This is a genomic window from Pseudoxanthomonas dokdonensis (genome assembly GCF_001431405.1).
In the GTDB taxonomy this organism is placed as follows: Bacteria; Pseudomonadota; Gammaproteobacteria; order Xanthomonadales; family Xanthomonadaceae; genus Pseudoxanthomonas_A; species Pseudoxanthomonas_A dokdonensis.
The window spans coordinates 43,632-56,016 of the sequence record NZ_LDJL01000017.1 but is presented as its reverse complement, the minus strand read 5'-3'; the positions used below and the strand labels follow the sequence as shown (position 1 = coordinate 56,016).

The 12,385-nt window shown below is 63.9% G+C and carries 11 protein-coding genes; 9 read left to right on the top strand and 2 right to left on the bottom strand.

The annotated features are described in order from the left end of the window. Positions 1–42: 42 nt before the first annotated feature. Positions 43–2,358: a DUF5916 domain-containing protein gene (locus ABB29_RS14610; protein ID WP_245622649.1), complete on the bottom strand. Its 2,316-nt coding sequence runs from the start codon at positions 2,356–2,358 to the stop codon at positions 43–45. Positions 2,359–2,419: 61 nt separating this feature from the next. Continuing rightward, positions 2,420–2,887, bottom strand: coding sequence for an SET domain-containing protein (locus tag ABB29_RS14605; protein ID WP_057660351.1), 468 nt, complete (start codon positions 2,885–2,887; stop codon positions 2,420–2,422). A 176-nt stretch (positions 2,888–3,063) separates the two neighbouring features. On the opposite strand from ABB29_RS14605, the gene ABB29_RS14600 reads away from it, so the two are divergent. From ABB29_RS14600 to ABB29_RS14560, 9 genes are all read left to right on the top strand, one after another. Continuing rightward, on the top strand, positions 3,064–3,525 hold the full coding sequence (locus ABB29_RS14600) for an SUF system Fe-S cluster assembly regulator (RefSeq protein ID WP_057660349.1): 462 nt from the start codon (positions 3,064–3,066) through the stop codon (positions 3,523–3,525). Between the two features lie 13 nt (positions 3,526–3,538). Beyond that, positions 3,539–5,023, top strand: coding sequence for a Fe-S cluster assembly protein SufB (sufB, locus tag ABB29_RS14595; protein WP_057660347.1), 1,485 nt, complete (start codon positions 3,539–3,541; stop codon positions 5,021–5,023). Next, positions 5,020–5,424 (top strand): lysozyme inhibitor LprI family protein, encoded by a 405-nt coding sequence (locus ABB29_RS14590; RefSeq protein WP_057660346.1) that lies wholly within the window; start codon positions 5,020–5,022, stop codon positions 5,422–5,424. Before sufB ends, ABB29_RS14590 begins: the two co-directional genes overlap by 4 nt. Before the next feature lie 45 nt (positions 5,425–5,469). Continuing rightward, a complete protein-coding gene (gene sufC, locus ABB29_RS14585; protein ID WP_057660344.1) occupies positions 5,470–6,234 on the top strand; it encodes a Fe-S cluster assembly ATPase SufC in 765 nt (254 codons plus the stop codon). Continuing rightward, entirely contained in the window at positions 6,234–7,502 is a 1,269-nt protein-coding gene (gene sufD, locus ABB29_RS14580) for a Fe-S cluster assembly protein SufD (protein ID WP_057660342.1), read from the top strand. Before sufC ends, sufD begins: the two co-directional genes overlap by 1 nt. Then, positions 7,499–8,761 (top strand): cysteine desulfurase, encoded by a 1,263-nt coding sequence (locus ABB29_RS14575; protein WP_057660340.1) that lies wholly within the window; start codon positions 7,499–7,501, stop codon positions 8,759–8,761. The genes sufD and ABB29_RS14575 overlap by 4 nt, the downstream gene beginning before the upstream one ends. A gap of 77 nt (positions 8,762–8,838) precedes the next feature. After that, a complete protein-coding gene (locus ABB29_RS14570; protein ID WP_057660338.1) occupies positions 8,839–9,414 on the top strand; it encodes a GNAT family N-acetyltransferase in 576 nt (191 codons plus the stop codon). Beyond that, a complete protein-coding gene (locus ABB29_RS14565) occupies positions 9,411–9,743 on the top strand; it encodes a non-heme iron oxygenase ferredoxin subunit (protein ID WP_057660336.1) in 333 nt (110 codons plus the stop codon). Before ABB29_RS14570 ends, ABB29_RS14565 begins: the two co-directional genes overlap by 4 nt. Before the next feature lie 306 nt (positions 9,744–10,049). Beyond that, positions 10,050–12,338 carry a catecholate siderophore receptor Fiu gene (locus tag ABB29_RS14560; protein WP_057660334.1) on the top strand — a complete coding sequence of 763 codons (2,289 nt, stop codon included), beginning with the start codon at positions 10,050–10,052 and terminating at the stop codon, positions 12,336–12,338. The last annotated feature ends 47 nt before the right edge of the window (positions 12,339–12,385 follow it).

Sequence of the window (12,385 nt, the reverse complement as noted above, 5' to 3'; positions counted from 1 at the left end):
GGACCATCGCGCCATTGCCGCCCACGTCCGTCAGCCAAGCCGCTACAGCTCGAAACGGTATGACAGCTTGACCAGCAACTGTTCGTCATCGCGCAGACCGAAGCTGTCCTGCAGCAACGGCAGCGCATCATCGGCGTAATCATTGCGCTCATAGCCGCCGCGGCCATAGACCACGTACAGGTAGGACAGCGGCGCCAGTTCGTAGCGATAGCGGATCTGGAAGCCGAGGTTGGCGATGCTGAAATCCTCCACCGCGTCGTCGCTGGCCACTGCCCGGCCGTTGCCAGCCACCCGGTAAGCCGCCCGGTTGTCGGCATCCAGGGCCAGCGCCTGCATCTTCAGCCGCAGTTCCTGGCGCGCACTGATGTTCCAGTTGATGCCGGCATTGAGATGCCATTCACGGCCACGGAAACTTCCGATCAGATTGTCGACCTGCCACACCAGCCAGTCCGGGGTTTCATCGGCATAGGCGCCGCCGTAGAGGCTGAAGGCATCGCTGATGAAATAGGTCGCTTCGTACTCCAGCGCATAGCCCAGTTCGTCGTTGCCAGCCAGGCCGCCAGTGACCAGATCGGCATTGACTTCATGCGCCCAGCGTCCCTTGCGTGGCCGTTCGTATTCGTAATGCAGATTGAAATTGGGTGGCAGCGCCAGCACCCCGTTGCCACGGGTCAGCAGATCGTCAACGCCGGCACTGTTGACGTTGACCTGTGCGTAATCGTGGCTGCCGTTGCGCAGGTTGCCTTCGCGGCTCATCCGGAACTGGTTGCTCAGGCGCTGGCCGTGATCGTTGTAGGTGGTACTGGCGCGCCAGCGCCATTGCTTGGAGGCGTAGCGCGAGCGCTCGGGCAGCTGGTCGAAGCGCTTGCGCCACTCCCAGTGCAGGTAATTGAGGCTGTTGCGCGACAGATAACCGGCGTCGTTGATCTGCAGATCATTGCCGAAATGCATCGCAATCCACTGCTGGCGCCAGCCGTGATCCATCTGGTAATCGGCCCAGATGGTGGCACCGGTATCGTCGCTGCGCTGGCCAGCCTGATCGATGCGGCTGCCGAACAGCCGCGAGCGGATGTTCCAGCGCGCGCTGGGTCGCCAGTCATGGTCCACCCCCCAGGTGGTGGCCTGCCGGTCCAGGTACGGCCGATCGACCTGGGTCAGCATCACTCCCAGATTCTGGCTGCTGAAGTCGCGGACCATCCGCAACGCAGCGAACGAGCGGCCAGCGTCGTCGCCTTCGTCGGCATAGAACACACCGTACTTGGCCTGGCCGATGCTGCCGTTGAGCTTGACCGCGGCGGTGATGTCGCCGGCGCCGTTGCCATCATCGGCCGGGCCACCAACCCGGCGGGTATACAGCAGCTGGCTGAAATCCGATGGCGTGGTGTATTCGAACAGGCCCTGGTTTTCGGTGAAGAACGGCCGCTTGTCGCTGATGAAGGTTTCGGTGGCACTGAAATTGACCACCAGGTCGTCGCTTTCAACCTGGCCGAAGTCCGGGTTGAGGGTCGCCGTGGCCTGGAACTGGCCGTTGGGCTTCCAGAAGATGTCGGCGCCACCCTCGAAATCGCTGCCGCCGCCGACGTTGTCATACAGACCCGAGACATACGGCGTTATCGCGGTCAGCGACTGGCTGTACTTGATCACTTCAATCGGCTCGAACTCGGACAGGAACCGCGAGCGCTCGTAACTGGCCTGCGGCCAGGCCGCGCGTTCGCCACTGGAGCCAATCACGCGATCCAGATAGATCTTCATCCGCCGGGTCTGGCCATCGGCGCTCTGCATCGGCGCGATGTACCACGGGATCAGCATCTCCGCCGACCAGCCCTGCTCGTCCTCGGAAACCGCGTGCTGCCAGTTGCCATCCCAGTCGTCGTTGAAATTGTTCTCGTTGGTGATGACTGCATCGCCGATGCCGCCGGTCGAGGCCAGCACGAAGTTGTAGCCGGTGCGGCCATCACCATCGAAATCGATCATCAGGTTGACCCGATCGACCTGATCACCGAAATCACGCTGCACGCGCTGGCGGGTGCGTGGCGCGCTGGCGTCCTGGCGGTTGCGGAACGCGATGGCAAGGCCCTCGGGAGTGGCCAGGATCCAGGCTTCGGTCGCCTGCGAGGCGGGATCTCCGGAGAACGGCTGGACCTTGCGGAACTCGGTGACATGCCGGGCCTGGGCCCATTCATCCGGGTCGATCCGGCCATCGATGTCGACCGCGCCAGCCGCGGCTGGCAACGCCAGCCCGGCCAGGGCCAGCATTGTCGTGATAGTGGGTGAGCCGATGCCCATCGTTGCCAGTCCTTTAATCGATGGCAGGCACCATAGCGACCGCGTCGCGTCGCCACGACCGTCGTTGGTCATGGCAACCTTTCAGTCGTTTGCGGCATCCCCATGCCGTATCCAGCGCGGCTTCAGCCGCCAATCAGCGCTTGGGCTGCAGCATCGTGCCGGTGCAGTTCTTTGCACCGCAGCGGCAGGCCCAGATCTTCTTCAGCTTGGCGGTGTGCTTCTCTTCCAGGGTGATGCCGTAGTTGTAGGTCAGCTCCTCACCCGGCTTGATGTTGCGGATCGCCTCGATGAACACCCGGTCCTTCTTGCGGTTCTTGCCATCATGCTCCTCGATCACGGCCTCGCAGTTGGGCTTGCAGCTGTGGTTCATCCAGCGCGCCTTGTTGCCGCCGTAGTTGGCATCGATGACGTACTTGTCGTTGAGGGTGAACAGGAACGTATGGCCGGAATCGACGTCACCGCTGACATCGGCATCGACTTCGGCATGGGTGCGGCGTTCACCCTTGTATTCGACCACCCGCTCACCCTTCTTGATCGGGGCGATGGCGAACACGCCATTGCCATGGATGTCGGATTTGCGGGCTTCAACTTTGCTGGGCATGGGGCGTCCGTCGCGATTTCGAAAAAGGGATTCTGCCTGATTCTGGCGCGGCCGTGGCGTCGAACACCACCGTGGCCGCGAGCAATGGCAACTGAATCACCCGGCTTGGCCTGCCCGGCGTAAAAGAGTACAATTTCGGTACGTTTTAAGAATGATTCCCGAATGCGGCCTGTCCCATGTTGCGTGTAACCAAACTGACCGACTACGCCACGGTCGTGCTGACCGTGCTCGCCGCGCGCCCGGGCGAGGTGTTGAGCGCGGCGGATCTGGCCGAACAATCCGGCCTGGAACCGCCCACCGTCAGCAAACTGCTCAAGCCGCTGGCCCAGGCCGGACTGGTCGAAGGCCTGCGCGGCGTGCATGGCGGCTACCGGCTGGCGCGCGACGCCGACAGGATCTCACTGATTGAAATCGTCGAAGCCATGGAAGGGCCGCTGGCGATGACCGAATGCAGCCAGCACGACAGCCAGTGCGGCATCGCCCACCAGTGTGGCGTGCGCAGCAACTGGCGACTGATCAACGACGTGGTCGGCGATGCCCTGCGCCGGGTCAGTCTGGCGCAGATGCTGCAACCGGCCGCAACCTTTTCCGACGAACACGGCAAGCGTTCCATCGCCGTCCACGTCGCCACCCGCTGAACCAGGCAGCCCCATGGCCACCGATACCCCGATAGAAACTCCCAATGCAGCGACCGTCGCAGAGCCCCGCAATGCCCAGATCATGGAGCAGCTCGGGCGCCGCTACGACGCCGGCTTCATCACCGACATCGAATCCGACTCGCTGCCACCGGGCCTGGACGAGGACGTCGTGCGTGCGTTGTCGGCCAAGAAAGAAGAACCGCAGTGGATGACTGAATGGCGCCTGGCCGCCTATCGCCACTGGCTGACCATGCCGGTGCCGCACTGGGCCAAGCTGAAGATCGCGCCGATTGATTTCCAGGCGGTCAGCTATTACAGCGCGCCCAAGGCCAAGTACGCCTCGCTGGACGAAGTGCCGCAGGAACTGCTCGACACCTACGACAAGCTGGGCGTGCCGCTGCACGAGCGGGCCAGGCTGGCCGGGGTGGCGGTGGACGCGGTATTCGACTCGGTCAGCGTCGGCACCACCTTCCGCAAGGAACTGGCCGAAAAAGGCATCATCTTCTGTTCGATGTCCGAGGCCATCAAGGAGCACCCGGAACTGGTCAGGCAGTACCTGGGCAGCGTGGTGCCGACCGGCGACAACTACTTCGCCGCGCTCAACTCGGCGGTGTTCTCCGATGGCAGCTTCGTGTTCATTCCCAAGGGGGTGAAGTGCCCGATGGAGCTGAGCACCTACTTCCGCATCAATGCCGGCCACACCGGCCAGTTCGAGCGCACCCTGATCATCGCCGAGGCAGGCAGCTACGTGTCCTACCTGGAAGGCTGCACGGCACCGATGCGCGATGAAAACCAGCTGCATGCGGCGGTGGTCGAACTGGTCACCCTGGACGATGCCGAAATCAAATACAGCACCGTGCAGAACTGGTACCCGGGCGACGAGGAAGGCCGTGGCGGCATCTACAATTTCGTCACCAAGCGCGCCGAATGCCGCGGTGCGCGCAGCAAGGTCACCTGGACCCAGGTCGAGACCGGTTCGGCGATCACCTGGAAGTACCCGTCCTGCGTCCTGCTCGGCGACGACTCGGCCGGCGAATTCCATTCGGTCGCGCTGACCCATCACTGCCAGCAGGCCGATACCGGTACCAAGATGATCCACATCGGCAAGAACACCAAGTCCAAAATCATCAGCAAGGGCATCAGCGCCGGCCGTGGCCAGAACACCTATCGCGGCCAGGTCCGGATGGAACGCGGCGCCGCCAACGCGCGCAACTACACCCAGTGCGACAGCCTGCTGATCGGCAAGCGCTGCGGCGCGCATACCTTCCCTTATATCGAGGTCAAGAACCCGACCGCGACGCTGGAACACGAAGCCACCACCAGCAAGATCTCCGACGACCAGCTGTTCTATTGCCGCGCCCGTGGCATCAGCCAGGAAGACGCCATCAGCCTGATCGTCGACGGCTTCTGCAAGCAGGTGTTCCGTGAGCTGCCAATGGAGTTCGCGGTCGAGGCCAAGAAGCTGCTGGAAGTGTCGCTGGAAGGATCGGTCGGATGAAATATCTGCCAGCCGTCGTGTTGCTGGCCACGACCCTGCCAGTGTTCGCCAGCGACATCGCGTGCAATCCCGCCGGTTCGCAGATGGAGCTGAACGCCTGTGCCGGCCAGGCGCTGGCCCAGGCCGATGCCGAATTGAACGAGGTCTACCGGCAGATAATGGACCGGCATGCCGGCCAGAGTGTGGCCTTGGCCAACATCAAGTCGGCGCAACGGCTGTGGATACAGTTGCGCGATGCCGATCTGGCGGCGCGCTATCCGCTTGGCCAAGACGAGAATCCACGCGTGCTGTACGGCTCGATGTATCCGATGCTGTACGCCAACGCCAAAACCGCGCTGACCCGGGCGCGCACGAGCTACCTGCGGCAACAGTTCCTGGAACGCGGCGAGTACGACCTCTGACCTCGCACCCGCTTCCCGCCCCCTATTCCAAAGACGATCACCATCATGCTGAACATTGAAAACCTGCACGCCAGCGTCGCCGGCAAGGAAATCCTCAAGGGCCTGTCGCTGCAGCTGCAGCCCGGCCAGGTACACGCCATCATGGGTCCGAACGGCGCCGGCAAATCAACGCTGGGCAACGTGCTGTCCGGCCGCGAAGGCTACGAAGTCACCGCCGGCTCGGTGTCCTACGACGGCATCGACCTGCTGCAGCTGTCGCCGGAAGAGCGCGCCGCCGCCGGCGTTTTCCTGGCCTTCCAGTACCCGGTGGAAATCCCCGGCGTCAACAACACCTACTTCCTGCGCGCGGCGCTGAACGCGCAGCGCAAGGCACGCGGTGATGCCGAACTGGATTCGATGCAGTTCCTCAAGCTGGTGCGCGAGAAACTGGCGGTCCTGCACCTGAAGGACGAACTGCTGCATCGCGGTGTCAATGAAGGCTTCTCCGGTGGCGAGAAAAAGCGCAACGAAATCTTCCAGATGGCGGTGCTGGAACCGAAGCTGGCGATCCTGGATGAAACCGACAGCGGCCTGGACATCGACGCATTGAAGAGCGTGGCCGAAGGCGTCAACGCGCTGCGTTCGCCGGATCGCGCGTTCCTGGTCATTACCCACTACCAGCGCCTGCTCGACTACATCAAGCCGGACGTGGTCCACGTGCTGGCCGACGGTCGCATCGTCGAAAGCGGTGGCCCGGAACTGGCCCTGCAACTGGAAGCCCATGGCTATGCCTGGTTGAAGGACCGCGTGATTCCGGAGCAGGCCGCCTGATGAGTGAACTACTGCAATCGCTGGCCGAAGGCTTCGATGGCGACGCCAGCCAGCGCGAACTGCTGGATGCGACGCTGGCCGATGGCCTGCCCGGCCCACGCAGCGAAGCCTGGAAGTACACCTCGCTGCGCGCACTGGAGCGCCGCCGCTTTGCCGCGGTCGAACGCGTCCCGCATGTGGATCCACTGGCGCTGGCCCACATCCCGGCGCCGCGCGCGGTGTTCATCAACGGTCGCTTCTCGGCCGCGCACTCGCTGTTGAAGGATCTGGCCGACGGCATCAGCCTGCGCCTGTTGTCCGAGTCGCTGGCCAGTGGCGAAGACGACGCGGCCAAGGCCCAGACGGCGTTCGAACGCGATGACGTATTCGCCCGTCTCAACGCGGCGTTGTCCAGCGAAGGCCTGCTGCTGCACGTCGAGCCCGGGGTCTACGCCAGCAGGCCATTGCACCTGGTATTCGTCAGCGCGCAGGACGGTGAAGAAACACGCGACCTGGCCTGGCACCTGCGCAACCGGATCGACATCGGTGCCGGCGCCGGACTGGTGCTGGTCGAACATCAGTTGGCGCTCGGTGAGCATGCCCACCTGGGCAACAGCACGACCCGGATCACGATCGCCGACGGCGCACGCCTGGCGCACGCACGCAGCCAGCGCGACAGCGCCCGCGCGACCCAGTTACTACGCACTGACGCAGTCCTGGGCAACGACAGCCAGTACATCCGCATCGACGTTGAACTGGGCGCGGCACTGTCGCGCCACCAGTTGAACGTACGCCTGCAGGGTGACAACGCGCGCCTGCTGGCCAATGGGGTGCTGCTCGCCGATGGCCGCCGCCATATCGATACCCGGCTGGGCATCGACCATGTCGGCCGCGATACCTGCTGCGAACTGACCTGGCGTGGCATCGGTGCCGAGCGTGGCCGGGTCGTGTTCCGCGGCGGGATCCTGATCCGTGAAGGCGCCGACGGCACCGATGCGGCGTTGTCGAACAAGAACCTGCTGTTGTCCGAGCATGCCGAAGTCGATACCCAGCCGGTGCTGGAAATCCATGCCGATGAGGTCAAGGCCGCGCACGGTGCCACGGTCGGCCAGTTGGATGCCAATGCCCTGTTCTATCTGCGCTCGCGCGGGTTGGGCGAGCAGCAGGCCAAGCAGTTGCTGACCAGTGCATTCTGCCGCGAGCCGGTGGCGATGACCGGCGAGGCGGCCATCATCGAATGGCTGGACGCACAGCTGGACGTCGCCCTGGCCGGGCTGGAACGCGCATGAAGCCGCAAACGGACGCCAGCGCGCAGGCATCGGTCGCCGCCGATGCCATCGACTGGGCGCGCATACGTGCTGACTTCCCGCTGCTGTCGCGGCAGGTGCACGGCAAGCCGCTGATCTATCTCGACAGCGCCAACACCGGGCAGAAGCCAGCCCCGGTGATCGAGGCCACCGACGCGTTCTATCGCCAGCACAACGCCAACGTCAGTCGCGCCGTGCACACCCTCGGCACCGAAGCCACCGAAGCCTACGAGGCCGCACGCAACAAGCTGGCGCGCTTCCTCAACGTGCGCGGCAACGAACTGGTGCTGTGCAGCGGCACCACCTTCGCGATCAATCTGGTCGCCTACTCCTGGGCATTGCCCAGGTTGCGGGCTGGCGACGTGATCCTGGTTTCGCGGATGGAACACCACGCCAACATCGTGCCCTGGCAACTGGTCGCCGAACGTACCGGCGCGGTGATCAAGGTCGCCGAGGTTCTGGCTGATGGCTCGCTGGATCTGCCGGCGCTGTATGCGGCGATGACGCCGCAGGTCAAGCTGCTGGCGATCGCCCATGTCTCCAACGTGCTCGGCACCACCAATCCGGTGCGCGAGATCTGCCGGCAGGCGCGCAAGCATGGCATTACCACCCTGGTCGATGGCTCGCAGGCGGTGCCACACCGGCCGGTCGACATCGCCGCCATCGGTTGCGACTTCTATGCCTTCACCGGACACAAGATGTGTGGGCCGACCGGCACCGGCGCGCTATGGGCCCGGCGCGAACACCTGCAGGCGATGCCACCGTTCCTGGGCGGCGGCGAGATGATCAAGGAAGTCAGCTTCGGCGGCACCGTGTTCAACGACGCGCCACACAAGTTCGAGGCCGGCACTCCCAACATTGCCGGTTTCATCGGCCTGGGCGCGGCGGTCGACTACCTGCAGTCGGTCGGCATGCAGGCGATCCAGGCACGCGAAAGCACGCTGCTCGCACACGCGACCGAGGAACTGCTGAAGGTCCCCGGCCTGCGCCTGTTCGGCACCGCCGCCGACAAGGCCGCTGTCCTGTCGTTCGTGATCGATGGCGCGCACTCCCATGACCTGGCGACGCTGCTGGACCTGGAAGGGGTCGCCGTGCGTTCCGGCCAGCATTGCGCGCATCCCTTGCTGCAGTTCTTCGGTGTGGCCGCCACCTGCCGTGCCTCGCTGGCGTTCTACAACACCCACGAGGAAATCGAGCAGTTCATCGCCGCCCTGAACAAGGTCCGCAGATTGCTGGTGTGAACCGCCCGGGCGTCAGAACCAGACGGCCCGCCTTGACAGCGATTGTAAAGACCACGACACGCTCTAGAATTCGATCCATGAACGATCTGACTTTCCGCACCGCCACCCTGGATGACATCCCTGCCCTGATCGAACTGGTCACATCCTCGTACCGGGGTGACGCCAGTCGCCAGGGCTGGACCACCGAGGCCGACCTGCTCGACGGCCAGCGCATCGATGCCGATGGCCTGGCCCACGACATCCAGCGCCCTGACAGCCTGATCCTGCTGGGCTGCGCTGGCGATGGTCAGGACCCCGCTGGCGCGCAGCAAATACTCGCCTGCGCGCATCTGGCGATCGAGGACGGCGCCGGTTACTTCGGCATGTTCTCGGTCCGGCCCGGGCAGCAGGGCAACGGCATCGGCAAGCAGATGATGATCGAAGCCGAACGCATCGTCGCCCGCCAATGGCAACTGCCCAGCGTCCGGATGACGGTGATCGACGTGCGCGATGAGCTGATCGCTTTCTACCAGCGCCGTGGCTACGTCCGCACTGGCATCAAGAAGCCATTTCCCTACGGCGACGAGCGTTACGGCATTCCCAGGCGCGACGACCTGCGCTTCGAGGTGCTGGAAAAAGATCTTCGCCACGCATTCGCGGAGCAACCGGCATGAGCGAATCATGGACCTTCGTCTGCGCCAGCGCAGAATTGCTGCCGGGTGAAATGAAAACCGTCTTCGACGAAGTCACCGGCACCCCGATTCTGGTGCTCAATCTCGATGGCCAGGTGTACGCACTGGAAGACCAGTGCAGCCATGAAGAGTTCGAACTTTCCGCCGGCGAGTTCGATGCCACTGCCGGCACCATCGAGTGCGTCCTGCACGGCGCCAGATTCGACGTCCGTGACGGCCGTGCCCTGTGCGCTCCCGCTTACCAGCCAGTGGCCAAATTCCCGGTCAAGCAGGAACACGGCGGCTGGTGGACCCGCGACGACCGCGGCTGAGCGGATTCCCGCACAGGTGTTGTGCCAGCCTGCCGGCCAGCTTCGCCATGGATTGCGAAAGATAACCATTCTCATCTAGAATGCGAGCCTGATGGGGCCAGTTGGCTCCGCCTGGTCGTTGATCCCGTGCTCGATTTGTCTGCTGCCATTCCGGTCCGCGTGCCATGCACCGTCTGCCCGGCTGCGCGCATGCCGACATCGCGGCCGCGCCGCTTTGGCGGCAGCTGAGTCACGGCGCTCGACGGCCGACGCTTCCCTCTCCTCCCACAGCCATCGCCACTGGGACTTCTCTTCAACGGATATCCCATGAGCCTCATCAAATCGCGCAAGCATGCATCCTCTGGCCTGGCCACCGCCTCGCTGTTGACCGGCCTGGCGCTGGCCCTGCCAACCGTCGCACAGGCCAATGACGACGCCAACACCGATGCCACCACCCTGCCCCAGCTGCAGGTCAAGGGTGTCAATGGCTATGGCGCCGAACGCCTGTCCTCGCCCAAGTTCACCCGTTCACTGCTGGACACTACCCAGACCATCAATGTGTTCTCCAGCGAGCTGTTCAACCAGCAGGGCGCGACCACGCTGACCGAGGTGCTGCGCAACAGCCCTGGCGTTGGTACGTTCTATGCGGGTGAGAACGGCAACACCACCACCGGCGATTCGATTTACATGCGCGGCTTCGACGCCTCCAGCAGCATTTTCGTCGACGGCGTGCGTGACCTGGGCTCGATTTCACGCGATGTGTTCAACATCGAACAGGTCGAAGTCACCAAAGGCCCGTCCGGGCCGGACAACGGTCGTACGTCGCCGACTGGCGCCATCAACATGGTCAGCAAGCAACCGCAGCTGCGCAACCACAGCAGCGCCGGCGTATCGGTCGGCAGTGACGACCAGAAGCGGGTGACCGCCGACTGGAACCAGACTCTGGGAGCGCAGACCGGCAGCGCATTCCGGCTCAATGCGATGTGGCAGGACAGCGACGTGCCCGGCCGCGATGTGGTCAACAACAAGCGCTGGGGCATCGCGCCGTCGCTTGCATTCGGCCTGGATGGCGCGACCCGCTTCTACATCAACCTGCTGCACGTGGACCAGGACAACGTGCCCGATGGCGCTGTGCCGACCATCGGCCTGCCCGGCTACACCAGCCCGGACCCGGCCTATCCGCAGATCGGTGAAGCCCCCAGGGTCGACAGCAGCAACTTCTACGGCACGCTGTCGGACTACGACGACGTCACCGCCGACATGGCCACGTTGAGGCTCGAGCACGACTTCAACGAGCGTCTGCGCCTGCACAACATTACCCGCTGGGGCAAGACCCGACAGGACTACATGTTGACCGCTTACAGGCTCAATGCACCGACCATTCCCGACCCGGATGACATCGACAGCTGGACCTTCGCCCGCAGCCTGCCGACGTTCAAGAACCAGCAGAACACCATCATCACCAACCAGTTCAACATCACCGCGCTGTTCGACACCGGCCGTGTCGAGCACAGTCTGAGCAGCGGCGTCGAACTGACCCGTGAGAAGCTGGAAACCACCGGCATGGCCGCGCTCGACGGCAGCACCTGGCCCGATGTCAACCTTTACCATCCCGACCCGGACGTCAGCGGTCTGGTCTGGGGACCGACCGGCGCCCACAGCGAGGGCCAGACCGATACGGCGTCGATATATGCGTTCGACACCATGAAGTTCAATGAATTCTTTGAATTGAACGCCGGCCTGCGCCTGGAACGCTACGAAACCGAATACCGCAGCACGGTCGCCTGCGGCGGACGTGGCGCACCCACCTGCGGCACACTGCCCGCCGGCACCATCGTGCCGGGTGTCGATGCCGATGACTCCGACACGCTGTTCAACTGGAAAGTCGGTGCGCTGTTCAAACCCTCCAGGGATGTAAGCGTATACGCCAACTACGCCATCTCGCTGCAGCCGCCCGGGGGCAGCAGCCTGGAGTTGAGCAGCTCAGCCAACAACGCCAACAATCCCAACTTCGATCCACAGGAAGCACGCACCGCCGAAATAGGCAGCAAATGGAACCTGCTGGGAGAGAAGCTGCTGCTCAGCACCGCCATCTACCGCACCGAACTGACCAACGAGATCGTCCAGGACCCGATTGACGCGCTGTACTACCAGACCGGCAGGAAGCGGGTGCAGGGCATCGAGATTTCCGCGGTCGGCCGCCTGACCGACAACTGGTCGCTCTCCACCGGCTACACCACCATGGATGCCCGCGTGGTCGAAGGCAGCACCATCACCGCCGACGGTACCAACCAGCTCACCTACACCCCGGACAAGGCTTTTACCGCGTGGACCACCTACGCGTTTCCGTCCGGCCTGACCGTCGGCGGCGGTGCCCGCTATTCGGGCCCGATGAAGCGCGGCAGCGACGGTGCCATCGGCACCCCGGCCTACACCGAGGATTACTGGGTGCTGGATGCCGTGGTCAGCTACGCCTTCAGCAGCAACTTCGATCTGCGCCTGAATGCCTACAACCTGCTCGACGAAGACTATGTCGCGTCGATCAACAAGAGCGGTTATCGCTACAACCCGGGTGCGCCGCGTTCGCTGCTGTTGACCGCGGACTTCCGCTTCTGAGTACCATGCGGGGCGAGCGCCATCGCCCCGCTTCCGACCGCAGGATT